The sequence below is a fragment of the Prosthecobacter sp. genome (assembly GCF_044378005.1).
GTDB lineage: Bacteria > Verrucomicrobiota > Verrucomicrobiia > Verrucomicrobiales > Verrucomicrobiaceae > Prosthecobacter.
The window spans coordinates 16667-41529 of record NZ_JBILYB010000026.1; the positions used below are offsets into that span (position 1 = coordinate 16667).

The 24863-nt window shown below is 59.8% G+C and carries 17 protein-coding genes; 4 read left to right on the plus strand and 13 right to left on the minus strand.

The window, feature by feature from the left end:
* Positions 1-73: 73 nt before the first annotated feature.
* The 4 genes from AC6FTP_RS07770 to AC6FTP_RS07785 all read left to right on the plus strand — a co-directional run bounded on the left by AC6FTP_RS07770 (position 74) and on the right by AC6FTP_RS07785 (position 5241).
* Positions 74-1525, plus strand: coding sequence for a hypothetical protein (locus AC6FTP_RS07770; RefSeq protein ID WP_497206341.1), 1452 nt, complete (start codon positions 74-76; stop codon positions 1523-1525).
* A 70-nt stretch (positions 1526-1595) separates the two neighbouring features.
* The gene (locus AC6FTP_RS07775; RefSeq protein WP_497206342.1) at positions 1596-2966 is read left to right on the plus strand and encodes a DUF1501 domain-containing protein; all 1371 of its coding nucleotides are present in this window, start codon (positions 1596-1598) and stop codon (positions 2964-2966) included.
* 32 nt (positions 2967-2998) lie between these two features.
* Complete coding sequence (locus AC6FTP_RS07780; RefSeq protein ID WP_497206343.1) at positions 2999-4435, plus strand: amidohydrolase family protein; 1437 nt, start codon at positions 2999-3001, stop codon at positions 4433-4435.
* Positions 4436-4536: 101 nt separating this feature from the next.
* Positions 4537-5241: a 3-keto-disaccharide hydrolase gene (locus AC6FTP_RS07785; RefSeq protein WP_497206344.1), complete on the plus strand. Its 705-nt coding sequence runs from the start codon at positions 4537-4539 to the stop codon at positions 5239-5241.
* Between the two features lie 48 nt (positions 5242-5289).
* Here the strand turns inward: AC6FTP_RS07785 and AC6FTP_RS07790 are convergent, their stop codons facing one another.
* The 13 genes from AC6FTP_RS07790 to AC6FTP_RS07850 form a co-directional block, all read right to left on the minus strand.
* On the minus strand, positions 5290-6630 hold the full coding sequence (locus AC6FTP_RS07790) for a hypothetical protein (protein WP_497206345.1): 1341 nt from the start codon (positions 6628-6630) through the stop codon (positions 5290-5292).
* A 108-nt stretch (positions 6631-6738) separates the two neighbouring features.
* Positions 6739-7599, minus strand: a complete 861-nt coding sequence (locus AC6FTP_RS07795; protein ID WP_497206346.1) for a sialate O-acetylesterase — start codon at positions 7597-7599, stop codon at positions 6739-6741.
* Entirely contained in the window at positions 7596-10223 is a 2628-nt protein-coding gene (locus tag AC6FTP_RS07800) for a LamG-like jellyroll fold domain-containing protein (protein WP_497206347.1), read from the minus strand. Before AC6FTP_RS07800 ends, AC6FTP_RS07795 begins: the two co-directional genes overlap by 4 nt.
* 12 nt (positions 10224-10235) lie before the next feature.
* Positions 10236-11675: a hypothetical protein gene (locus tag AC6FTP_RS07805; protein WP_497206348.1), complete on the minus strand. Its 1440-nt coding sequence runs from the start codon at positions 11673-11675 to the stop codon at positions 10236-10238.
* Positions 11676-11751: 76 nt separating this feature from the next.
* Positions 11752-13185, minus strand: a complete 1434-nt coding sequence (locus AC6FTP_RS07810; protein WP_497206349.1) for a DUF1501 domain-containing protein — start codon at positions 13183-13185, stop codon at positions 11752-11754.
* A gap of 36 nt (positions 13186-13221) precedes the next feature.
* Entirely contained in the window at positions 13222-14697 is a 1476-nt protein-coding gene (locus AC6FTP_RS07815; protein WP_497206350.1) for a DUF1501 domain-containing protein, read from the minus strand.
* Positions 14694-17264 (minus strand): PSD1 and planctomycete cytochrome C domain-containing protein, encoded by a 2571-nt coding sequence (locus tag AC6FTP_RS07820; protein ID WP_497206351.1) that lies wholly within the window; start codon positions 17262-17264, stop codon positions 14694-14696. Before AC6FTP_RS07820 ends, AC6FTP_RS07815 begins: the two co-directional genes overlap by 4 nt.
* Before the next feature lie 48 nt (positions 17265-17312).
* Positions 17313-18824 (minus strand): Kelch repeat-containing protein, encoded by a 1512-nt coding sequence (locus AC6FTP_RS07825; protein WP_497206352.1) that lies wholly within the window; start codon positions 18822-18824, stop codon positions 17313-17315.
* A gap of 330 nt (positions 18825-19154) precedes the next feature.
* The gene (locus AC6FTP_RS07830; RefSeq protein WP_497200890.1) at positions 19155-20828 is read right to left on the minus strand and encodes a 30S ribosomal protein S1; all 1674 of its coding nucleotides are present in this window, start codon (positions 20826-20828) and stop codon (positions 19155-19157) included.
* Positions 20829-21021: 193 nt separating this feature from the next.
* Positions 21022-21789, minus strand: a complete 768-nt coding sequence (locus AC6FTP_RS07835; RefSeq protein WP_497206353.1) for a hypothetical protein — start codon at positions 21787-21789, stop codon at positions 21022-21024.
* Between the two features lie 61 nt (positions 21790-21850).
* Positions 21851-22186 carry a hypothetical protein gene (locus AC6FTP_RS07840; protein WP_497206354.1) on the minus strand — a complete coding sequence of 112 codons (336 nt, stop codon included), beginning with the start codon at positions 22184-22186 and terminating at the stop codon, positions 21851-21853.
* Positions 22187-22200: 14 nt separating this feature from the next.
* Positions 22201-23871: a dihydroxy-acid dehydratase domain-containing protein gene (locus tag AC6FTP_RS07845; RefSeq protein ID WP_497206355.1), complete on the minus strand. Its 1671-nt coding sequence runs from the start codon at positions 23869-23871 to the stop codon at positions 22201-22203.
* A gap of 119 nt (positions 23872-23990) precedes the next feature.
* Complete coding sequence (locus tag AC6FTP_RS07850) at positions 23991-24803, minus strand: hypothetical protein (protein WP_497206356.1); 813 nt, start codon at positions 24801-24803, stop codon at positions 23991-23993.
* Positions 24804-24863: the final 60 nt, after the last annotated feature.

The following is a 24863-nucleotide window of genomic DNA, read 5'->3' on the forward strand; positions in this document are numbered from 1 at the left end:
GCATGACTCATTGTTGCATGCATCATGCGCCCTGGGTTTCGAAGAATCCGCTGCGGCAGACCGTTTGACCCTCATGCGACTTCTCCTTGCTCTACTGGTCACCACTTCGCTGCACTCTGCCGAACTCCGCATCGGCTCGTCCACAGTCAGCATCACGCCGGACAAGCCCGTGGCGCTCGCGGGGCAGTTTGGGACGCGCATTTCGCAAAGTGTGGAAGCTCCGATCATCGCCGCTGCGGTGGCGATTGAATCGGTGGAAGGCGGCAAGGTGGTCGATCAGAGCATTCTCATCTCCTGCGACCTTGTGGGCATTCATCAATCGGTGCTCGCGCAGTTTCGCCACCATCTGAAGCCGCTGCTGCCGGACTTTGATGTGCGGAAGGTCATCGTTTCCGCCACGCACACGCACACCGCGCCGGTGACCTCGGAGATTCCCGAGGAGACGCTCATCACCTATCCGATCCCGAAGGAAGGCGTCATGCAGCCGTTGGAATACACCGCGTTTCTCGTCGAGCGACTCTCGCAGGCCGCCGTGCAGGCGTGGAAGGGCCGCAAGCCGGGCGGTGTAAGCTGGACGCTCGGTTTCGCGCAGATCGGCGAGAATCGCCGCTCCGTCTTCGCCGATGGTCATGCGCAGATGTATGCGAAGACGAATGACGCGCGCTTCCGCCACATGGAGGCCGGTTCGGACTCGGGAATCGAGGCGCTATTCTTCTGGAATGCCGAAAAGCAGCTCCAGGCCGTCGCGATCAATGTCGCGTGCCCATCACAGGAAGTGGAGAGCCGCAGCGCGCTCAACGCCGACTTCTGGCATGACGCACGCGAGCAGTTGAAGGCCAAATTGAACATGCCAGATCTCACCGTGCTCGGCTGGTGCAGCGCGGCGGGTGATCAATCGCCGCATCCGCAGTATCGCAAGGATGCCGAGGTGCGCATGATCAAGCTGCGCGGCCTCACGCGCCAGCAGGAACTCGGCCGCCGCATCAGCAATGCCGTTTTTGACACGGTCGATGCCGCGAAGGCCGACATCCGCACCGACGCGCCCTTCGGCCACATCGTCGAAGACCTGCCGCTGCCGCCGCGCAAGATCCTGCAACGCGAGTATGAGGACGCGAAGAAGAACATCGCGCAATACAGCGTCGTCGAGAAGCCGGACAACCGCGTCATCACGATGCTGAAGCTCGAACAAGGCATCGTGAAGCGATTCGAGGAAGCGGACAAACTTCCCGCTTACGACATGGAGCTGCATGCCCTGCGTCTCGGCGACATCGCCATCACCACGAACACCTTTGAGCTGTATCTCGACTGGGGCATCCAGATGAAGGCCCGCAGCCCCGCGCAGCAGACTTTCGTGCTCCAGCTCACCAACGGCTGCGGCATGTATCTGCCCACCGCGCTCGCGATTGAAGGCGGCAGCTACAGCGGCCTGCCACACGTGAACAAAGTCGGCCCTGAAGGCGGCCAGATCCTCGTGGATCAAACCGTGCGGGCCATGCAGGCATTGTTTCCAGCGACCAAGCCCTGACTCTTTTGAGCCATACAGCAAGTCGGCCGATGTGGCGGCGTAGGTTTGTCAGCAAACCAACGCCACACGCATGAATTCCAAGACTGCCTCCATCACTCAGGCCTTCAGTCCCGCTCGCGGAGATCTGCTGCGCGTCGGCTCCACGCGGCGTGGGTTTCTTCAGACTGGACTCGCTGGCTTGGCGGGTGTTTCGATGCCTTCGCTGCTCCAAACGCAGGCGCTGGCCGCCGCAGCCGGACAAGCGAAGAGCAAGACCAACGTGATTCTCTTCTGGCTCTCCGGCGGCCCGAGCCACATCGACATGTGGGACCCGAAACCTGACGCGCCGAGCGAGATTCGCGGCCCATTCGGCAGCATTTCAACCAAGGTGCCCGGCATTCATGTCTGCGAGCATTTGCCACTCACGGCAAAGATCATGGATAGGCTCACGCTGATCCGCTCGGTCGATTGCAGCGCCAGCAATCACACGCCGATCACGATGCAGGCCTGCAATCCGCTCGCGAAGCGCACGAACGATGGTCGTGATGGCGGCGGTTGGCCGTCGATGGGCTCCATCGCGGCGAAGTTTCGCGGGGCAAACGCGCCGGGCATTCCTGGTTACGTCGCGCTGGCTGACTCGCTGCCTGCCGACATCTGGGGCGCGGGGCACATGGGTGGTGACTTTGAACCTGTCAGCGGCAAAGATCTCGCCGGGCGGCTCAAACTCTCCGAAGGCCTCACGGTCGATCGACTCGGCAATCGCCGGGATTTGCTGGCACAAATGGATGACTGGAAGCGCAGCGTCGATGGCAATGCTCAAATCGCTGCCGCAGACCGCTACACGCAGCAGGCCTACGAGGTGCTCATGACCGGCAACGCACAACGCGCCTTCAATCTCGATGCCGAAACGCCTGCAATGCGCGACCGCTATGGCCGCGACAGCATTGGCGAAAAGGCGCTGCTGGCACGTCGTCTCGTCGAAGCCGGGTCCACCTTTGTGACCGTGAGCGGTGCGTGGGGTTACTTTGATCATCATGGCGATGAAGTGAAATGGGGAGGCATCAAAAAAGGGCTCACGCCGCTGCTGCCGAGCGTGGATCGCACACTGCACGCCATCGTCACCGACCTCGAAGATCGCGGCCTGCTCGACAGCACGCTCATTCTCATGCTCGGCGAGTTCGGGCGCAGCCCCACCATCAATAAGAACGCCGGACGCGATCACTGGCCGCGCGTGATGTCCATGGTCGTGGCTGGTGGTGGCATGAGGCACGGCCAGGTCATCGGCAGCACCGACCGTCAGGGCGGTGACATCGACAGCCGCCGCGTCGCGCCCGGTGATCTCGCCGCCACGGTGTTTCATCATCTCGGCATCGAGCAGAACACCAACTGGATCGATCCGCAGGGGCGCCCACGTCCCATCGTCGCGGATGAAGGCAAGGTGATCACCGAATTGGTTGGCTGAGTCCGGTGCGCGAGCGCATTCTCCCGCATCTCATGAACGCCCGCATCCTCTTCGCGATCCTTGCCAGCGCGCTTCCACTTTCTGCGCACGATCTCGTCATCGCCAATGGTCGTGTGATGGACCCCGCGACTGGTCTCGATGCGATCCGCCACATCGGCATCACGGGCGGCAAAATCAGCGCGATCTCCGAGACGCCGCTTTCGGGTGAAAAGATCCTCGATGTGCCAGGGCAAGTCGTGTCCCCCGGCTTCATCGACATTCATGCGCACGGCCAGACCACCGGTGACATGCAGATCCAGGCGCGTGATGGTGTGACGACGGCGCTCGACATGGAAGTCGGCGTTTATCCGGTGAGTGATTGGTATCGCTCCATGGAAGGCAAGGCACCGCTGAATTTCGGAGCCGCTGTCGGCCACATCACGGTGCGCTTTGCCGCGTTTCATCCGCAGCTTCGCATTGGGCACTGGGCGGTGAATCGCGCCCGTGTTTCTGGTCTCGGCGCATCGCCCGCTGGGGCCAACAAGATCGCGAGCGAGGCTGAATTGAAGCTCATGGACGAGGCGATTCGGCGCGGGCTTGATGAAGGCGCGTTGGGCATCGGATTCGGCATCAATTACACGCCAGCGGCCGATCCAAGCGAGATCGAGGCGATGTTTCGCATCGCGGCGCAGCGCAAGGTGCCCGCTTTTGTCCACACGCGAGCCTTTGGCATCGCCGCGATCCGCGAGGCCATCGACACGGCGAAGAAGACCGGCGCGGCGTTGCACATCGTGCATGTCGGCAGCAGTGGCATCACGGATGTGCCGGAGGTCTTGAAGCTGATCGACGCCAGCAAGGCCGCTGGCATGGATCTCACGACGGAAGTGTATCCCTACACCGCCGCATCCACCGCACTGGAGTCTGCGATGTTCAATCCCGGCTGGCAGGACAATCTCAAAATCAGTTATGGCGATCTTGCCTGGGCCGCGACGGGTGAACGGCTCACGCAGGCAACGTTTGAGTCGTATCGCAAGCAAGGCGGTTGGGTGATCATCTACATGATGAAGGACGAGAACGTCGAGAAGGCCATCGCGCATCCCGGCGTGATGATCGCCAGCGACGGCATCCCGTTTGTCGATGGCAAAGGTCATCCGCGTGGGGCAGGCACCTTCGCACGTGTGCTCGGCCACTACTCCCGCGAAAAGAAGCTGCTGCCGCTCATGGGCGCGCTGGCGAAGATGACCATCCTGCCCGCCAAACGCCTCGAAGGTCATGTTCCGATGATGAAAAGCAAAGGCCGCATCGCCATCGGGGCCGATGCGGACATCACCGTATTCGATCCGGTCAAGGTGATCGACCGCGCGACGTTTGAAGCGCCCACCACGCCTTCAGCAGGCATTCCGCACGTCTTGGTGAACGGCACTTTCGTCGTGCGTGATGGCGAACTTGTGAAAGATGCTCGTCCGGGCCGCGCTGTGAAAGCACGCTAAATGTGGTCCGCACAGTCCTCTGTGCGGTTCGAGCGTCTCCTGATTCCGCACAGGGGACTGTGCGGACCACTTTGTGCCATCTATCGAAACCCACCAAAACCATGAAACCGCTTTTGTTCTCCATCCTCCTCGCCACCGCCGCTCTCGCCGAGGATGTGCCGCAGTGGCGCGATCTCTTCAACGGCAAGGACCTCACTGGCTGGGTGGATGTAAACACCAGCAAGGACACCTGGAGTGTCAAAGACGGCCTGCTCGTGTGCAAAGGCCTGCCCATCGGTGTGATGCGCAGCGAGAAGCAGTATGAGAACTTCATCCTGCACATTGAATGGAAGCACACACAGGCGGGCGGCAACTCCGGCGTCTTCGTTTGGAGCGAAGGCAGCACGCCTCCGAATCGTCCGTTGCCCAAAGGCATGGAGGTGCAGATGCTTGAACTCGAATGGCCGAAGCTGCATCCCGGCAAAGACGGCCAGCCGAATCATCCCGGCTATGTTTCCGGCGAACTCTTCGGCGCGAACGGGCTTGAGGGCATCCCCGACAATCCACGCGGTCGCCGCAGCATGTCGTGGGAGATGCGCTGCAAAGGCAAAGGCGAATGGAACACCTACGACGTCGTATGCGTCGATGGAACCGTGAAGCTCTCGATCAACGGCAAGTTCGTGAACGGTATCAGCCAGTCCACCGTGCGCAAAGGTTACCTCTGCCTCGAATCCGAGGGCGCGGAGATCCATTTTCGCAACATCAAGATCATGGAGCTCCCCGGCGGCCGCGTGACGCCGGAGCAAACGGCTCCTTTGGTAAAATAATGTCGGGTAAAATGATGGTTTTGATTCAGGACATCATTCTACCCAACATCATTTTACCATTTCAACGAGTTCACTGACCTTCGCCGTGATCCTCTCCTCCACCGTTTCCATGTAAGGCGCACGGTGGCCGTATTCAAACATGCCGGTCACACCCTCGTAGCCGCCTTCCTTCAGCACGCGCAGACTGGGGATGTAACTTGTAAGGTCGTTGTTGTAGCCGCAGACCCAGGTGTTGTTCCAGCCATAGGCTGCTTTGAACTTCAGCGAGTAATCCACCACCGTTTCACCCGTGAGTGCGATGAAGGTGAACTCCGCCCCGATGCGCCACACCTGAATCGGATACTTCACCCGATCCGGCGGCGAGCCGAGGGTTTCATATTGGCGAATGAAGTGCTCGAACTCTCGTTTCGGCATGCCGGTGAGGTTTGGAACACGTTGATTCAACTCATCGAGCGGAATCCCCGGCTGCAATTCCAGCTCCGTCTCGCCCATTGCAGCCTGGATCGGCCCGCTGAGTGGTTTCATCGGCGCGGCGATGACCTGGCGCACCGCTTCAGCCAGAACCTTGCCATACATGCCCGCCAGTTCCGTCGCTTCGACATCCTTCCCGCGAATGCGCGGCAGTGGATTCGCATCCCCGCCGCAATTCTGCACAAACATCGCCACGGAGCCAGGAAACGACTTCTCCAACTCAAGCTGTGCAAAGCCCGCGTAGTCGCCATTGATGCTCAACCCGCCCAAAGCTGTCGTGTGGCAGGAATAACCAAAGACGATGGCCCTGAGGTTGCTTCCGCTCTTCACCGTGATCGCCGGCACATCCTGATCCACCTGCCCGCCGAGCTTGCGGCTGTCCGGGCCGCGCGAGCGACGTCGATTCACCGCCACACCGGCCAGACCTTGCTCAAATGCGAGTTCCGCAGGCGCAAGAGCCGCGATAGCCTTGCCAATCACTTCGTCATACTTCGCATACACCATCGTCGTATAGCGATCCTTCGCCGCCGCCTCTTCCGGCGTGAATTCATAATAGAGCCACAGCACATCCTCGGTGACCGGACACGAGTGATTATGCGAGGTGTTCAAGATCAGCCGCTCTCTCGGAATGCGATGCTTCTCCGCCGCGTTCTTCGCGATCACCGAGATCATCTTGTCGCTCAATCCCACCAAATCCGCCGTCACCAGGATCGAAGTCGCGCCCGAGTCATCCTTCAAAGCCAGCGCTTTCAACCAGATCGCATGCTCCACTTGCTGTGACATCCGCGTCTTGCCGCCGTAGCCCGCCAGCGGCACGGATTCCGTTGGCGTGATGTCTGCTTTGGCGACACCCGCCTGCCAGGCGGCAAGCGTGGAAGACGTGAGACAAGTCAGGAGAATTGTGATGAGGCATTTCATGGTGAGTTGAACTGAGGCTGATACGCCGGCTATGAGAAGCATCATGCGATCAGCATCACGACACGGATCTCACGATTGTGATTCGCGACGGACCAACTTGAATGCGTGCTACTTGCCCCACTCCAGCCACGCCTTCGCCATGCGCTGGCCGATTTCGAGTTTGGCGCCTTTGCAGAAGTGCAGGTTGTCGTAGCGCTGTCCGCGCAGGTCCAGTGTGTCGATGTAATGAAAGGTGGGATCGTTCTTCGCCAAGGCGGACTGCTGCGCACGCACGACATCGCTCTTCTCACCGCCTGAGGCAATGCCGCCGATGATGACCTTCATCGCAGCAGCGTTCGGCAGATCCTTGCGAAGGTTTTCGACGAGCGTCTTCAATCGCTCACCCGATGCGGCGGCTTCGGCGGGACTGTCGCTCTCGCCTTGAATGTAAAGCAGCGCGGCGATCTCGAAGGTGACGCCTTGCGGCAAGGCCTGGATCGCCTGTTGCACGGTTTCGACGACATGGCGATACATGTGATCATCGCGGCTGCCCTTTAGCCAGAAGCTGTTGCCACCGCCGCCACGGCTGGCTTTCACGAAGAGAAAATCCTTCACGCCATTCGCGGCCAAGTGCCGTGAAAAGCCGATCTCTGGGCCCCAGAACAGCGGATTCGCTCCATCACCTTTCTGTGATCGCAACGTGAAGATTTTGCCGCCCGAGTCGTCGTAAAGCTTCACCGTGCCATCACTGTTTCGTGATAAACAATTGGCCCAGAAGAACGGAATCTGCGCATCCAGCGCGTCCTTGCCCGGCGTGATGTCTGGCTCCTTCTTGTCAGCCGTCGTGCCCAGACTGTTCGACTGGCCGGTGAGCAAGAAAATTTTCACATGCTGTCCGTTTGCCTTCAGTGGTGATACGTCGTCCTGTGACCAGGCCACTCCTGCGGCCAACATCAAGCATGTGAAGATGAAAGGGAAAGGCTTGCTCATGGTTTGGGTGCCTCCTTCGCCAGCGCCTCGATTTCCAGGGCATTCAGAGTTCGGTGATACATGCGCACATCGGAGAGGCGGCCGTTCAAGGCTCCATTCATGCCCGTGCCAATGCGCAGCGGGGCGTTTGTGTCGAGTTGATAGGTCGTGGCCTCAAAAGCAGGCGTTTGAGAGACCATTTCGCCATCGACATGGAGCGTCAGCCGATTCGCTGACTTCGCCGCCGTGACGTGGTGCCATGCGGACGACAGCGTGTGGCCCCAGGCGGTCTGCTGGCCGGCGGTGAAGGCGAAAATCTTGCCGGAAGGCAGCGTGCTGCAAAACACCTGACCATCGTGCTCGGCCATCGTCCAGGCGCGGCGATAGGTGACATCGGGCGTGTGATCGAGCCGTGCGAGCTTCTTCCACGTGTCGCCGCCTTCATACGAATACACCTCCGCCAGTGGCAGAGAACCGGCCATGAGGCGTCCGTTGTGAACGGTCATGCCCATGACCTCCAGTTCCTCGCCGAGGCGGCCCACGTCGGTCCATCGTCCGACATCCTCGAAACGAAACACACGTCCGCTGCGCCAAGTGCCCACATACAAACGCCCTTCGTATTGCGCGAAGGAGTAAGTCTGCGTGTTGTCGCCGATCTGGCCGCAGTCGGTCCACGTCTTGCCATCAAAACGATGCACATGGCCACCGTCGTAGCTGCTGGCGTAGATGAAGCCGTCATGCACGGTCAGCGCCTCCACACGCTTTGGTCCGATCTCCTGTGTCTTGAGATCAGGTCCCTTCGGCACCGGCAGCGCCGTCCAGCGCGATTCACCTTCGTAGCGGAAGAACCCGGCGGGTTTGAACAACGACGAGGCATAAAGCTGATCCTTGAACACCACCATCCCACCCACGGCTTCCGTCTCGGGCAACTGGCCGCAGTCCACCCATTTTGTGCCGCCTTCATAACGAAACACGCGCCCACCGAGCGTGGTGTTTTCGGATTCCTTCAACGAGGAGCCGCCCAGCCGATACTTGCCTGTTCCGGCGTAAAATTTGCCGTGATGCACCGCGAGCGCCGTGACCGTGTTCGACTTGTCCGGCGAACCGCAGTCGATCCACAAGTCACCTCCGCCGTGGCGATACACATGGCCCGATTCACTCTTCCCCGGCTCGCAGGTGCTCGCATAGAGAGCGCCTTCATGAACCGCGAGCCCAAAGGCGAGCGTGGCATTGCCGGGACGCCCGCAATCGCGCCACTCCGACGTGCGATGATCACCAATGCCGAACTGCAAGTGCCGCCAGTTCGCCTGGTTCGTCGTCGCGCCCGGATTGCTCTTCAGCGTGAAATGAAACCCGCGCCGCTTCACCGGATCGTATTGGCTCATCAGATCGCCTGAGAGACGGTCCGCAGCCTCATCCGATTGTATCCACATCGACAAAGTGAAATCACCCGCGCCAAGCTGAGGCGCGTCTTTGGCCGGAATTTCGAGCGCCTTGTCCACCACAGGCCAGTGGGCGACGAGATCACGCTTCAACTCCACTTTGCCAACGCGAGGCCGCAAATGCTTGTCGAGAAACGCATAGGCCGCCTGACGCTCCGCTGCAGGGAAGGCATGACCGGCATCGGGATAACGCACCGCGAGCCGGTCCTCGGCCTGGAACACCTCGCGATACACCGGAATGGCCGCCGTAAAGCAATCGCGCACGCCGGAAACCTCGAAGTCCGGTGCATCATGCAGTGGCGCGTTCACAAACACCGCGCGAGGTGCCAGAGCGGCCAGCACCTCGGTGAAATCGAAGGGAATCTTCGCCGGCACATCGCCATACACCGTCTTGATGCGCGACATGTAGAAGCGGCTGCTCCAGGCGCGTACGTCGCCGCCATTGTGTTTCGCGAAGACATTGAACCCGCAGCTCGACACCACCGCCTTCACCCGCTCATCAAACATGGCTAGAAACAGCGCATTGTGTCCGCCGAGTGAGTGCCCGATCACGCCAATGGCCTCCGCATCGACAAACGGTAGCGATTGCAGCACATCCACGCCGCGCCGGTGGTTCACGATGCCCTTCATCGTAGCGCTGTCATACTTCAGCGCATACGGATCGGTCTTGTATTCTTCTGTGTGCAGCAGCGGGTAGTCGAGCACGAGACAAACGTAACCGCGCTCCGCCAGCTCATGCGCATACGCACGATCCGCGAGCGCCGTGAGGCCTGCGGGAGTGTCCTTTCCCGGCGCGGAACTTCCTGGCAGGCAGATCATCGCCGGTCGCTTGTCCGTGGCGCTCGCGCCATCTGGCACCAGCAGCCATCCCGGCACGCGGTCGCCTTCCTCGGCCACAAACGTCACATGCTGCCGCGTGTAGTGCCTCAGCGGCGTCTCGCCATCGATTTTGAGGTCCAGAGGCAGTGTTGTCTTCTCCGGCAGCGCTCCCATCACCAACTCCATGTTTGCCCGAATGTGTGCTACACGCCGCGCCCAGTCCTCGGCGGACTTTACTGGCTGCGGCTTGCCCTGATCGTCTTTGTAGAAGACCAAGTTCGTCCGGTCCTCATACCATGGTGCGACTTGGCCCTGTGCCTGACATGAAAAAGCAGGCAACAGCAGCGCCGCCAAGATCAATGGGAAAAACGGCGCGGCATTCATGATGGTAGTGGATCACTTGGCTTCCGACTTCACCTCCGCCGCCATCTCCAGCAGCGTGTTCATGAGTTTCACGGAGGCCTGGGATTCGGTGTTGTTCGTGCCAGGCCAGGTTTCGTAGCCGCCGAGTTCAAAGTGGCGCGGGGTGGGCATGTAGCCGTAGTAGCCGTGCGCCAGTTCGACCATGAAGGACTTTGCAAACGGGCTGCGCTTGCGAAATTCGACGCCGGTCTCGGCAAACGTCTCGCAAGGCGAGGAGCCGATGCAGATGTCGCCGATGCGGAGGATTTGTGCGGGGAATTTCGTCTCGGGGCTGGCCTTGGCGAGGCGTTGCACACGGCCTGCGTATGCCAGCGGCAGGTCGGCTTTGCCGCCTTGAATGCGCGGGGCTTTGGCTTCGGTTTCTTTGGCCCAGGCGATGAGTTCATCAGGGATGGCGCGCCACTTCACGTCAAGTTCGCGATACTTCGCCGCGAGAGGGGCTTCACTTTGCCACGTCAGCTTTTGCAAAGCCACGTTCACCTTCGCGGCGACATCTTCGGCGACGTACCGCATCTGCTCATAGGGCTTCTTGCCGGGTTGGGGATTGCGAAAGTTGATGTTGTTGGCGTCGCCGCTGGTCCCGTTCGCCATCATCGCGACAAAGGGAGGATAGTCGCCGCCGCTGGCTTGCAGCTTCTTCAAAGCCTCACAATACACGCCGTAGTAGTCGGCGGAGATGTCCGCGCCGGTCACACCGCCGACGTAATGCAGCGAGTAGGCCGAATAGACGGAGATGAGCCGCCCGCCCGGCTCACGCAGCGCGATGATGCTGATCGTTGGATCGGGTTCACCCGCAGGCTCCACCAGTGCAGGATTGCCCGCGCCTGGGTTCATCTTCACCTTGTCGATCTTGCCAAACGGATTCGGCGGCATGGAGCCTTCTTTGAGAAACCAGCGGCGGATATGCACATGCTCCGGCACGTCCACGGTGCCAAAGGCGATCTCCGCTGGACGCAGCAGATTGATCGCGCGCCGCACTCCGTCCGCGATGCGTCGCGCGACGAATTTCTGGAAATCCGTCAGCTCCATGTCCGATCCGTAAAACCTCACCGGCCCGCCTAGCGCATTCACTGCTGAGTGCGTGTGCGTGCCGCTGATGAGCACATTCGCCGCCGGGATGCCGGTTTCCTTCTCGATGAGTTCCCGTGCCTTCAGCGACACGCTGCGATGCAGGCCGAGCAAATCACACACCACCAGTGCCAGCTTTGTCTTTCCATCATCGAGCACCAGACAGCGCGCGTGAAGTTCGTCATGGATGTGTGTGCATGGATACGGCGCGAAACCGCCCACGACCTCGCCGCCTAGCTCCGGCGTGATGTTTGAGGTGGCTGCTCCGGCCATCAGCGGTGCTTTGGGAGCATCGGCGGCGAAAACGGAGGCGGTGACGAGGAAGGCGAGCAGAAGTGTGCGCATGGAAGCAATACAGCGCCTCGTAGCATGGCCTTTCCAGGCGGTATCATTCGAAATGAGGCAGGCTAGAAAGCCTACCCTACCCAAACAGCGCCATCACCGGCTTGCCGCCGTCCACGATGGGGATCGGGCGGTTCTCGCGATTCATGAGCATGAGGTCGGGATCGATGCCGAGTGACCAGTAGATCGTCTTGGCGAGATCCTCGGGCGACACGGGTTTGTCATCGGGATAAGCGGCTTCTTTGTCCGAAGAGCCATAAACGATGCCGCCGCGCACTCCGGCTCCGGCGATGAGCGCGGGGAAGCAGGTGCTCCAGTGGCCGCGGCCCCAGGTGGCGTTGGGCGTCGGTGTGCGACCCATTTCGCCAATGGCGATGACGAGCGTCTCATCGAGCAATCCGCGCTCGTCGAGATCGGTGAGCAGTGCGGAGCAGCCTTGATCAAACGTGGGCAGCAGGTGATCGCGCACATCGTCGCTGTTGCGATGCGAGTCCCAGCCATAGCCATCGGGGGAATCGTAATGCACGGTAACGAAACGCGTGCCTGCTTCGACCAAACGACGTGCCATGAGGCAGCTTTGGCCGAAAAGATGACGCCCATAGCGATCCCGCATCACTTCTGCTTCGGCGCGGATGTTCAGAGCGCTGCTGGTTTTGTCGGAGGAGATGAGTGCCATCGCCCGCCTGCGATGCAGGTCCATTGCATCGCCATCACCCATATCGAGTCGCGTGCGAACAGCCTCGAATTGATCGAGCAAGCCGACACGCTCCTGGATTCGGCTCACGGGAATGACTGGCTTCAGGCCTTCGATCTCATAGCTCAATTCACCATCCGCACAGGCACGCCAGTAGGGATTGTCCTTCACTTCCTTTTTGTTGATGACGGTCGTCATCGGGTTGTAGGCCTGGCCGAGCCAGCCTGCATACTCGCCAGGGCGGATGTATTGCCCGCGATCCTGCAACTTGCCGAGGCGATTGGGCAGCACGGCATACGATGCGAGATCACGCTCCATGCCGCCGGGCAGCTTTTGACTCAAATGCTCCACCACCGAGCCCATCGACGGCCAATCCTGCGGCGTGGCCGAAAAACCGCCGCCCACCGGCAGATGCCAGCGATGGCCAGTTTGCAGATAATGGCCCGCGCCGCTGTGATCGTTGTAGTTGTGCGTCATCGAGCGGATGACCGCGTATTTGTCCGAAATCTTTGCCAAACGCCCGAGATGCTCGCTGATGAGCAGGTCCGGCGTGCGACTGCGGATTGGCTTGAATGGCCCACGCACCTCGCGCTTCGCATCCGGCTTCATGTCAAAGGTCTCAAGCTGGCTCGGACCACCAAACAGGAACAAAAAGATCACCGACTTCGCCTTCCCGCCCGCAAAAGCCTGCTGCTCCTCCTCCGCGGCGAGCACGCCCGGCAGCGTCATCCCAAACAACCCCGCACCGCCAATCTGCAAAAGCTCACGACGCGTGACGCCGGAGCAGTTGGAGCGAGATGTGCCGTTGATGGTGAGCATGAGGTCTGATGATACGAGCGACGGGAGGTAGGGTTATCAAGACAGCACCTCATGGATGACATTGCCATGATCGATCTCCAGCCGCTTGCGTCCCGGAACCTCAAGCGCGCGCAGATCGATGCCGAGCAGGTGGCACGTCGTCGCGTGCAGGTCGGTGATGTAATGACCTTCGCCTTGCGCGTGGTAGCCGAGTTCATCCGTCTCGCCATGCACGGTGCCGCCCTTTGTGCCGCCACCGGCGAACCAGATGGTGAAACCGTGCGGATGATGATCGCGCCCGTCTTTGTGACCGCTGCGCGTCTCCATGCCAGGCGTGCGGCCAAACTCCGTGCAGAACACAACGAGGGTCTCTTCCAACATGCCACGCTGCTTCAGATCGCGCAGCAGACCAGCGACGGGCTGATCCACGCTCTCGCACAGACCCGTGTGATTCTTCTGCAACTGCGCGTGCGAGTCCCACTTGCCGGTGTTCGACGGATACACCTGCACGAAACGCACTCCGCGCTCCACAAGCCGACGTGCGGCCAGGAAACGCTCACCAGCATCTTTGGTCGCCGGTTCATCAATGCCGTAGAGCTTCCGCGTCGCATCGCTCTCGGTCTTCAAATCAAGCGTCTCGGGCACCGCCATCTGCATGCGGAACGCCAGCTCATACGCATGGATGCGCGCGCGCAGCGAGGTGTCCTCGGGATACTCGACAGCGGTGAGCTGATTGAGCCGGTTGATGAGCTGGTATTCGCGCACCTGCTCGTCCGCGCTTTGCCGCGAGTCGCGTTTGCCAAAAGGCAGCGGATTGTTCGGGTCGAGTGTTAGAGGCACGGCGGCGTGATCGGGGCCGAGGTAGAGAGAATCAATCGAGAGCCGCTTTGTGCTGTCCGTGGGACCACCGAGCACGACGAACTTCGGCAGGTTCTCGTTCAGCGTGCCCAGTCCGTAATGCACCCACGAGCCGATGCAGGGCTGCTGTTCATCCAGGCGATGCCGCCCCGTGTGCAGTTGGTTTTCGGCAAAGTGGTCGTTGTCCGTCGTCCACATGTTCCGCACAAAGGCGATGTCATCGACGCAATTCGACAAATGCGGCCACCAGTCGGTGATTTCGACGCCGCATTGCCCTTGTTTGCTGAAACCGACCTGCATCGGGTAGATGCTGGGATAGACATCGCGTTTGTTGATCTCCTGGGCCGCCACGGAGCGGAAGCGCTTGTGATGCTTGTCGGAGTTCAGTGGGTTTTCGAGCGGTGTCTTGTCAAAAGTCATGCCCGCATACTTCGTGAGCGCAGGTTTCGGATCGAACGTCTCCACATGGCTGTAGCCGCCGGAGAGGAATATCCAGATCACCGACTTCGCCTTTGGAATCATTGGCGTCAGCGCGGGCGATGCCTTTGCGATGCCATCACTCATCAACGTGCCACCCAAGGCCAAACCCGTGAACCCCATGCCCGCATCCGCGAGGAAGCGTCTGCGGCTGATCTGGCCGCAGGGGAAGGTGGAAGATGAAATCGGTCGGTTCATCGCACAGTGACGAAGTCGTTGTGGTTCAATAGCACCCGCACCAGGCTTTCCTTGCTGCCTTGCTTCAAAAAGTGACGACACGAGACAAGTTCGACTTCGGTCGGCGTGCGGCTCAGGATGTGCTCGAAGGCAGCAGTGATGAAATCTGAGGTGTCCGCTCCAATCTGTCGAGCAAGCGCCGCGCTGTGATCATGCACCAGTTTGCTGTTCGTCATCACCAGCGCCTGCTGCGGCAGCACGCTGCTGGTGCGGCGGTAGCAGTCCGTTGGCTCAGGCGCGTCGAACATCGCCGCCATGGCACTGCGGCCACCGACTTCGGGATGGCAACTGAAGTAAAGGCTACGTCGCGCGCTGGTCTCCGCCTCGGTGTTTTCCAATTCCTGACCACCCATCTTCGGATCAAGCGCACCGGCCAGATGCAGCACGCTGTCGCGCACGACCTCCGCCTCCATGCGTGAGGAGTTCATGCGCCAGAGGAAATGGTTGTCGGGATCTTTGTAGGACGAGTTTTCCAACTCGTCTCCTGAACGGGTAGGAAAACCCGTTCTACTGCTCCTCCGATACGCCGCGCTAGTGACGATCAGCCGGTGGAGATGCTGCATGCTCCAGCCGTTTTCCATCAACTCCGCCGCCAGCCAGTCGAGCAGCGCCGGGTTCGTTGGTTTCGCGCCATTGCGACCAAAATCAAACACGGATGCGACCAGCGGCTCCTGGAAATGCCGCATCCAGAGATGGTTCACCGCCACGCGAGCCGTCAGCGGATGATCACGCCGCGTGAGCCATTCTGCGAGTGCTTTGCGCCGACCCGTGCTCTGCGCGGGAAACACGCTCGTCATCGACGTGTAGGCTTCCGGTGATTTCGGATTCGCGCGCGCAGCCTCCGCCTTGGTCAAGGCCGCCTGCGCAGTTGTTTGAGCTTTCTTCAGGGCATCCGCAGCCTTCGTATCACTCGCGGGAACGCTCATCGCATGAATCGCAGCCGCCAGAGCCGCCTCCGCGTCGGCGACAGTCGCCTCGCGCTCTGCCTGGCCTGCTTTGCGTGCGAGCGCGAGCTTTTGCGCTTCGGGAGTGTCGCCAAACTTTGCCTGATCCGCCGCGAACCGCGCGATGGAGCTGGCAAGAGCCGCACGCGCCGTCTTGAGAGCCATGCGCGCTTTTTCCAAAGCGGTCGCTGCACTCTGCGTCGATGCGGTGAGTGCGAGAAGCTCCTCCTCGGCCCGTGTGACCGCATTCATGCGGCTCGTCAGCTCCGTCTCCTGAATCGCAGGCCGCAAACCGGGATACACGGCATCCGTGGGCAGCGACACAGGTTGGATGGCTAGATTCTGTGCGCTCAGAAAGGTCGGCATGCCCGGCGTGAGCGGCGGTTTGTTCTCCACGCGATTGCGCTCATCGCCACCCGTGTAGAACCACGTCTTCGCATCACTTTGCTTGTCGAAGGCACGCACCGCGCCCAGACGTTTCGGTTTGCGCTGCGTCACATAGACATACTCTTGAAACGGGCCCGGATCGGCCTCGCCCGGCCAGCGATCCTGACGCACACCGAGCGGCTCAAAGATCGCACGGAAGCGGAAGTAGTCCTCGTGCGAGATGGGATCATACTTGTGATCATGGCAGTGCGCGCAGTTGAAGGTGAGGCCGAGGAAGGCCTTGCCAGTGTGCTCGATGGTGTCGCGCATCCACTGATTCGGATTCAGCGCATACCAGTTCCGAATCAAGAAGCCGGTCGCCACCGCCGCCTCATCATCCAGCGGCGCTATTTCATCCGCAGCAAGCATCTCCGACAACATGCGGTCATAACCTTTGTCAGCATTCAGCGACTTCACGATCCAGTCCCGCCAGCGCCAGATCTGCGGGGCGCTGTTCCACACATCATTCGCCGTGCGACGGCCATACCAGTCGCTGTAGCGCCACACATCCATCCAATGCCGCGCCCAGCGCTCGCCATGGCGCGGATCATTCAAGAGTCGGTCCACGACGCGCTCGTAAGCGTCGGATGAAGTGTCTGTGAGAAAAGCGTGAAGCTCATCACGCGTCGGCGGCAGACCGATCAGATCGAGGTAAACCCGCCGCAGCAGCGTGGAGCGAGGCGCCTCCGGCAATGGCGTGAGTTGATTCGCTACAAGCGCTTCATTCACGAACGCATCAATCGCATTCCTGCCTGCGGCCTTAGGCAAAGCCGGACGCCGCACTCTTTGAAAGGCCCAATGCTGCCTCGGATCGGCCTCCGACGTTTCATTGGCCAGTCCCGGTGCTCCGGCATCGATCCACTCCCGAAGCATCGCGATCTGCTCCGCTGAAAGGGCCGCCGCCTCCTGCGGCATGCGCTTGTGCTCATCCGTCTCGGTCACACGCTCGATGATGAACTTCGTCGCCGAACCTGATTTGCCGCCCTTCAACAAGAGCTGCGCCGTGTCCAATCGCAGCCCCGCCTTTTGCTTCAGTCCACCGTGGCACGAGTAGCACTTCTGCTTCAGGAGCGGCTTGATTTGCGATGAATAATCCACGGCCTCCGCGCGCGGAACAAGCGCGAGAAGTCCCAGGATGAGCACGAATGAGCTTTTCATGTCGTGCGGAACATACGTCAGGCCAGCCGACAAACTCGCCACCACCGCTCATTTGCGCTGGTCCAAGTAATCTTGCGCCTTCTTCCGAGCGATGGCGATCTCGGTTTCATTCAAACTGAAGCCCGTCGTTCCAGACTGCATGAGGTTCGTATTGTCCTGCCGATGTTTCAAACCGAGCGCGTGACCGATCTCATGCGAGGTGACACGCGGCAGCGGCTCATCGAGACCACCGGGCACTTCACGCAGCTTCGCGGTGTCCTTCACGACGACAGGTTCTCCGTAGTAGAAGCCATTCGGCTGCACATCCTTCACATAGCAGATGTCGATAGCCTTCGGGCTGAGGCTGTCTTTCGGAATCATCGAATGCACGCGATCAAACTCAGGCGTCATCCGCATCTCCGGCGGCAACGGGACGGCTGTCGTCGGGCCGATGGACTCGATCTCAAACTGAATGCCCGCCTGCGACCAGACTTTGTTTACCTTGCCCATGATGCGCTTCACATCCGCCTCCAACAGCGTCGTGTGCATCGCAGGAATCGTGTCTGATTGCACGAGATGAATCCGCACCGGCAGTGTGATCACAGATCGCTGCTCGGCGGGCAAACTCAGGGACCACACTTCATTCGACAGCGGCCGAGCATGACCGCCGGCGATCCACAGCTTGTCTTTGAAAACGAAAGCCGAGTGCTCATGCCGGGCCTTCCAGCAGGTCTTCGTCTCAAGGCGCTGCCAGCTCTTGCCGTCCGCGCTGTGCCAGACGTCGCCAAAGTTGTCCTTGTCCTTTGACCAGCCGCCGAGCACCCACATGCGTCCGCGATACACCGCCGCGCTGAACCACAGCCTCGGCTCCCACGGCGCAGACTCCGTCTCGCAGGTCCAGTTCACGCCATCGCTGGATGACCACACATCATTCTTCGCATGGAAAGCAGGCGTGTAGTTGCCGCCGCCGAAGATGTAGATCTTGTCGTTGAGCACAACCGCCTGATGATATGCACGCGGTGACCACGCGGCCTTCACCGCCTCCTGTTTCCACTTTTTGCCGTCGGCTGAGGACCACACGTCGTTTTTCAAACTCGTGTCATCGCCAAAGTAGTAGTTCTCCGTGCCGCCGAGCATCCACAGGCGGCCGCGATGCTCCACCAGCCCCGCCGCAAGACGCGGTGACCATCCCGCGCTCGCCGTGACTTGCTCCCACTTCACACCATCACCAGACGACCAGACCTGGTTGCTTGCCGAGTGCCCGGGCAGCCTTCCATTATGCCAGCCGCCCATGACCCACATCTTTTCGGCAAACGTGATGTTCATTGACAGATCGCTATGCAACCACGGCGCGTTCTTTTCGATGAGTTTCCAATCCTTGCCGTCACCCGATGCCCACACATCGCGCGGTGGCTCTGCAAAAGACTGAAACCAGCCACCGCCGATCCAAAGCTGATCATGAAACACCCACTCTGCTTGTGAATCCCGCGCCTGCCATGCTGCTGTGCTTTCGAGCACCCATGTGGGCTCAGTGGCTGGTAACGTTGCAGCTACGCCCAGCAAAATAAGAAGCGACTTCATGATTTATTGTAGGCCTCAAATCGCCTGTCTGCCATCCGATAGCCGAATGGTGACGGTGTTCGGCTTTTTTAACCAGCCACTCATGATCCAAACCCTTCTGACCAAGACTCTTCGAGATCAGCCTTCACCGTGCGCGAGTAGCATGCATCTGAATGAAGCTGGGAAACTGCTTTGGGCAGTGCAGTAAAGCGGCTTTAAAGGGTTCAAGCTGGTGAGAGGAGATTCCATCTCCTCCATCTCAGAGCCCGTCCATGAGTTGAAGCCTCTTCTACAAAAAGAGAGGCACCTTGCGGTGCCTCTCCGTGAATTGAACTGGGTGCTTTGCGAGGATTACTCGCCTGGACGCCATTCTTCGGTGGCGAACTTGAAGGCCTGCTCGAGTCCGACGAGGTCGGTGCTTGGGCGGAGGGCTTCGAAAGCAGCGCTTTCCTTTTGAATTTCGGCTTCGTTGTAGTTGAGTGCCTTGACGGAGAGTCCGACGCGGCGCTCGACTTTGTCCACTTTGATGACGCGGGCTTCGACATCGTCGCCGACGTTGATGACGTCCTTGACCTTGGCCACATGATCTTCGCTGAGCTGGGAGATGTGGATGAGGCCGTCGATGTCGCCATCGAGTTCGACGAAGGCGCCGAAGCTGGCGATCTTGGCGACTTTGCCTTTGACGATGTCGCCGACTTTGAAGCGGCTGTCGATGACGCTCCATGGATCGGTTTCGAGCTGCTTCATGCCCAGGCTGATGCGCTGGTTTGGCTTGTCGATGCCGAGGACGACGGCATCCACTTCCTGGCCCTTCTTGAGCATCTCGGATGGGTGGTTGACCTTGCGTGTCCAACTGAGGTCGGAGACGTGGATCATGCCGTCGATGCCTTCTTCCAGTTCCACAAAGGCACCGTAAGCGGTGAGATTGCGGACAGGGCGCTTGAGCTCCGTGCCCACTGGGTAACGGAGGTCGATGTCGTCCCAAGGATTGGTGTCGAGCTGACGGACGCCAAGGCTGATCTTGCGCTCGTCTTTGTTGATGCCAAGGACGATGGCTTCGAGTTCCTGGCCCACGGTGAGCACGTCGGATGGACGGGCGATGCGCTTGACCCAGGAGAGTTCGGAGACGTGGACGAGGCCTTCGACTCCTTCTTCGATTTCGACGAAGGCACCGTAAGCGACGAGCTTGGTGACCTTGCCCTTGACCTGCTGACCGACTGGGTAGCGGGCTTCGATGTTTTCCCAAGGGTTGTTCTGGAGCTGCTTGAGACCGAGGGAGACGCGTTCTTTTTCGCGGTTCACTTCGAGGATGAGGAGCTCGAGCTTCTGACCGATGCCGACGAGTTCGGTAGGATGGTTCAGGCGGCCCCACGACATGTCTGTGATGTGGAGGAGACCGTCCATGCCGTTGAGATCCACGAACACACCAAAGTCGGTGATGTTCTTGACCACGCCGATGACTTTGTCGCCAGGGGTGACGGAGTCGAGGAACTTCTGGCGCTGCTCTGCACGCTCGGCTTCGATGACTTCGCGGCGGGAGAGGACGATGTTTTTGCGCTCGTCGTTGATCTTGACGATCTTGAACTCGAACACTTTGCCCATGTATTCGTTGAGATCCTTGGGCGGGATGATGTCGATCTGGCTGGCAGGAAGGAAGGCTTCGACGCCGACATTGACCATGAGTCCGCCTTTGACGACGCCCTTGACCTTGCCTTTGACGAGTCCGCCATCGCGGAACACGGAGGCAATTTTGTCCCAGTTCTGTTTGTAGGCGGCTTTTTCCTTGGAGAGGACGACCATGCCTTCATCATTCTCGAGTTTCTCGAGCAGGACTTCGACTTCGTCGCCGACCTGGATGTCTTCATCTTCAAACTCGTTGGCGGGGATGGCGCCTTCGGATTTGTATCCGATGTCCACAAGGATGACCTGTGGTTTGATTTCGAGGATCTTGCCTTTGACGATGGATCCTTCGGAGAGTTCACGGAAGGATCCTGCGATCATTTCCGCGAGTGTTAGGTTGCTCATTAGCTGTGTTAGGGTTGGGAGTGCCTGGTGTTGGATGAACCGCGCGCGACCTTCCACTCCTGAGGGCTGCGGCGGGCTTTCGCCCCGCATGGCCAGAGGGCCAGGGGGCAAGAGGGTCGCCATATTCGGGGCGAACCGCTCTTTGGCAAGAGAAAAGGCGGGGCTGAAGACGCCCGAACTTGGCTCCACTGAACTACTGAATTTGCAGTGTGGGCGGCAGGGTGATGGGGCCGGTTTTCGGCTGCGCATCGTCTGGGAAGATGACAGTGATACTACGAATGCCCCCCGTTGAGGCGACTTGGTCCTGGAGGAGCCATTTTTTCACGAACTCGGCCACCGATTTTCGGGCTGCCTCGCGGATGGTGTCGAGGTGGGCTTTGTTCCCGGCGCGGCGTTCGAGGGTGGGGGTGAGGCTTTTTTCCAGGGCGACGAGATTTTCGGCGGCATTGAAGCGGAGCCAGCCGGCTTCGGATTTCTTTTCCATGCCGTCCGTGCGCACGGCGGGCGGCGGCGAGGGGCGCATGGCCGGGGATCGGACGATGCACTGGCCATCCTGGACCCTAAGCTGCCAGTCTTCGGAGATTCTGATGTGGTAGCGATAGACGACGGGGGTGCGGATTTCAGAAACGGTGGTGCCGAGATAGACCATCTCGCTGAGGGCGGTCTTCATGTCGTAGCGGGTAACCGTCTCGTTGGTTTCCAGGGTGGCGACTTCGAGGATGTCGCCGTTCGTGGAGGTGATCTTGGTGATGGACTCGCGAAAGCTGGTCTCGATGTCACTTTGGACGAGTTTCGTGGGCAGGTCGCTGACCCAGGCTGCGGCTTCTTTGAGAGAACTGAGGAAGAAGTAACTGAGGATGCCGAGTACAAGCGTCAGCAGCAGGGCAGTGGCGGCGAACCAGCGCAAGCAGCCGGGTATGCTCGGGGACTTGCCTCTGACGGGCTCGGGTAGGTCTGCCATGACATTGATAATTAGGTGCCAGAAGTTGACAGAGCAACGACTCTCTTCGCCACGACCGTGTTCAGATAAGCCGTCGCGAATTTCTCAGTCCATCAGCAGTGATGACGGCTTGATGGCGTGAAGCAACTTGGAAATCGACATGGTTTTGCCACTGCATGGGGCGCAAGGCAGCGAGACCTTTGATCCTCATGCGGTAGCCGCATTCGGCGATCTCCCAGCCAAACTCGCTGTGGCGGTTGCGGTATTCCTGCCGATGCAGCCAGGCACCGAACTCATCTTTTCTCCACACGGCAGGGTCATTGCCAGGGATGATCTGGGCGAGCTGCCACACCTGCTCGATGACCTCGCGTGCATAGGCTCCTGAGGGCAAAGTTTCGTCAGGGAGGTGAGCGGACATGATTCGCACAGGGCTCAGCGCTCCATAACCCATGCAGAGACACAGCCGTCATGGGCCTGCTGGGCGGTGGCGGCAAAATCGGCGAGGTAACCGCGCTGGTAAGTCGGCTTTGGCCAGGAAATGGGTCGAGAATCCAGATCCGCGTGGACCTGGACGGTGCCCGCCATGAGGTCGAACTCGATCTCATCTCCATCCTGCACGGCGGCAATGGGGCCACCGACGGCGGCTTCAGGAGAACAATGAATGCCCATGACGCCGTGAGAGACGCCAGAGACGCGGCCATCGGAAAGGAAGGCCACTTTGCCGTCCAATTCGGGGACGGCGAGTGCGGCGCTGGCGACGAGAAGCTCGGGCATCCCGGCGGCAATGGGACCAACACCGCGCAGAACGACGACATGACCGGGCTGAATGCGACCTGCGGCGGCGGCATCGGAGACATCTTTGACGCTGGTGAAGCAGATGGCGCGCCCTTGGAACTTTGGATCGGTCCGGGAGGAGACTTTGAAGACCATGCCATGAGGGGCGAGGTTGCCGAAGCAGATCTGGAGGTCGGCGTAGGCTTTGAAAGGCTGTCCGAGGGGCGCGATGAGGTCCTGATCCGCCGGGACGTCAGGGCAATGGGAGACGTTTTCAGCCAAAGTCTGGCCTGTGACGGTGATGCAGGTGCCATCAAGCACGCCTGCTTTGAGCAAATGCCGCAGAAGCATGGCGGTGCCACCGATGCGGTGGAGGTCGGCCATGTTACCCTTTCCACGAGGGGCAAAATTGCAGTAAACGGGGGTCCGGCGGCAGATGTCTTGCACATCCTTGAGCGTGAACTCGACACCTGCCTCGTGGGCGAGGGCGAGGATGTGGAGGACGCCATTCGTGGATCCTCCCATCGCGGCGATAGCGGCCATGGCATTCGTTAGCGCAGCCTTCGTGAGGATGTCGCGAGGGCGAAGATTCAGCTCCAGGAGGCGGCGCATGGCAGCCCCGACGCGCTGGCAGTCGGTCTTTTTCGCCTCATCGACGGCAGGAATAGAAGAGGTATCTGGGAGGCTGAGGCCCATGGCTTCAAGGGCGACTCCCCAAGTGTTGAAGGAGGCCGCGATGCCGCAACCGCCGGCTCCAGGACATGCGTGGCGGATCACGGTTTCGGACTCCTCGACGCTGATCTTGCCGCTGTTGGCCTGAGCCTGGGAATCGTAGGCGTCGAGGATGGTCAGCGAGCGGCCCTGGTGGCAGCCAGGGAGGATGCTACCACCATTGACGATGAGACCTGGGCAGTTCATTCGGGCCAGCGCCATGGCAAAAGCGGGTCCGTTTTTGTCGCAATGATGCAGACCGATCATTCCATCGTAGCGATGAGCGCTGCACACCATCTCAGCGCCATTGGCCATGAGATTGCGGGAAACGAGGGAGGAAGCCCCCCCTTCGTGACCCTGAGTAATGTTGTCGCTCACCGGACTGACTCCAAACGGGAAAGCGATGAGGCCTGATTCATGGCAGCTCTTTTGGAGTTCTTTCGCCAATTCGTGGGCACGTAGATTGCAAATATTCCCGTCCAGAAGGGGGGTGGCGATACCGATCTGCGGTTTATCAAAATCAGTCTCGGTAAACCCAAGTCCCCAGTAGAAGGCTTTAACGCCACGCTGCCAGCCGTGGGTGAGAGAAGAAGAGTTCCAGTTCAGGGATTGGGACATGGTTGGATTGAAGTCAGAACGAGTTAAGAGCAATATCACTTTGCCACAAACGCAAAAACTCCCGACCAGGAGCACTGGTCGGGAGTTGGAATGAAGGAGTCAGATCAGACCCCGACGAATTAGAAGGTGACGCCGAGCTTCACACCACCGAAGATTTCGCTGTCCTGAGTGTTGTTGGAGTGACGGGTGTCGAGGGAGATGTTGTAAGCGATGTACGGGGTGAGCGTAGCAGTCTTGGTCAACTTGATCGGAGCGGAGAGGGAAGGAATCACGTGGGTGAAACCGCTCTGGTTGCTCACACCGACGATGGTGTAATAGTTGGTGAAGCCGTAGCCAGCCTTGACAGCTGGGACGAGGCTCAACCAGGAATTGATCTCGATTGGCATGTCAGCACCGATTTCGGCATAGGAAGCGCCGATGGTGAAGTCATAATAGAAACCACCATAGAGATTCACAGGGCCGACGGAGGAAGCGACGGTGAGGCCGACTTCTTCTGCACCCATGATGTTGAGTTCGTCCTGGCCGTTGCCAACACCGAAGTTGCTGCCAGAGAAGGTGTCGAAGAACTCATAGTGAGTATAAACGAGACCGAATTTGGCGAAGCCAGCGTCATAAGTGAGGGACGCGGACAGGTCGAGCTCAGAATAATCGAAGTCGCCAATGCCATTTGGACCAGCATTACCTGGGCCAGTGGTGGTTTCGACGGTGGTGGTGTAAAGAGCACCAAAACCGAGGGAGAGCTGCTCAGTGAGAGGGATGCTCATGTTCAGGCCGGTCCAGACGGTATTATCAGCGAACCAGAGGCCGCGGAAGTAATAACGGCTGTCGTAACCCACTTCGAGAGTGGCACCGATGGTGTCGAAGAGAGCACCAGCTTCTGGCTCGGGAGCCACAACTGGGGCTTTGCCGCTAGTGCCGGCGAACGCGTTCATGCTAGCGCAAGCTGCGAGAACGAGAGCCGACTTCGTGATGACGGAGGTCATGCTTTTCAT

What these genes read in the sequence shown, in the direction of transcription:
- AC6FTP_RS07820 (WP_497206351.1), bottom strand. Translation starts at nt 17,264, where the DNA reads ATGAAAAGCTCATTCGTGCTCATCCTGGGACTTCTCGCGCTTGTTCCG.
- AC6FTP_RS07785 (WP_497206344.1), top strand. Translation starts at nt 4,537, where the DNA reads ATGAAACCGCTTTTGTTCTCCATCCTCCTCGCCACCGCCGCTCTCGCC.
- AC6FTP_RS07825 (WP_497206352.1), bottom strand. Translation starts at nt 18,824, where the DNA reads ATGAAGTCGCTTCTTATTTTGCTGGGCGTAGCTGCAACGTTACCAGCC.
- AC6FTP_RS07845 (WP_497206355.1), bottom strand. Translation starts at nt 23,871, where the DNA reads ATGTCCCAATCCCTGAACTGGAACTCTTCTTCTCTCACCCACGGCTGG.
- AC6FTP_RS07790 (WP_497206345.1), bottom strand. Translation starts at nt 6,630, where the DNA reads ATGAAATGCCTCATCACAATTCTCCTGACTTGTCTCACGTCTTCCACG.
- AC6FTP_RS07770 (WP_497206341.1), top strand. Translation starts at nt 74, where the DNA reads ATGCGACTTCTCCTTGCTCTACTGGTCACCACTTCGCTGCACTCTGCC.
- AC6FTP_RS07850 (WP_497206356.1), bottom strand. Translation starts at nt 24,803, where the DNA reads ATGAACGCGTTCGCCGGCACTAGCGGCAAAGCCCCAGTTGTGGCTCCC.
- AC6FTP_RS07840 (WP_497206354.1), bottom strand. Translation starts at nt 22,186, where the DNA reads ATGTCCGCTCACCTCCCTGACGAAACTTTGCCCTCAGGAGCCTATGCA.
- AC6FTP_RS07780 (WP_497206343.1), top strand. Translation starts at nt 2,999, where the DNA reads ATGAACGCCCGCATCCTCTTCGCGATCCTTGCCAGCGCGCTTCCACTT.
- AC6FTP_RS07805 (WP_497206348.1), bottom strand. Translation starts at nt 11,675, where the DNA reads ATGCGCACACTTCTGCTCGCCTTCCTCGTCACCGCCTCCGTTTTCGCC.
- AC6FTP_RS07800 (WP_497206347.1), bottom strand. Translation starts at nt 10,223, where the DNA reads ATGAATGCCGCGCCGTTTTTCCCATTGATCTTGGCGGCGCTGCTGTTG.
- AC6FTP_RS07775 (WP_497206342.1), top strand. Translation starts at nt 1,596, where the DNA reads ATGAATTCCAAGACTGCCTCCATCACTCAGGCCTTCAGTCCCGCTCGC.
- AC6FTP_RS07815 (WP_497206350.1), bottom strand. Translation starts at nt 14,697, where the DNA reads ATGAACCGACCGATTTCATCTTCCACCTTCCCCTGCGGCCAGATCAGC.
- AC6FTP_RS07810 (WP_497206349.1), bottom strand. Translation starts at nt 13,185, where the DNA reads ATGCTCACCATCAACGGCACATCTCGCTCCAACTGCTCCGGCGTCACG.
- AC6FTP_RS07835 (WP_497206353.1), bottom strand. Translation starts at nt 21,789, where the DNA reads ATGGCAGACCTACCCGAGCCCGTCAGAGGCAAGTCCCCGAGCATACCC.
- AC6FTP_RS07795 (WP_497206346.1), bottom strand. Translation starts at nt 7,599, where the DNA reads ATGAGCAAGCCTTTCCCTTTCATCTTCACATGCTTGATGTTGGCCGCA.
- AC6FTP_RS07830 (WP_497200890.1), bottom strand. Translation starts at nt 20,828, where the DNA reads ATGAGCAACCTAACACTCGCGGAAATGATCGCAGGATCCTTCCGTGAA.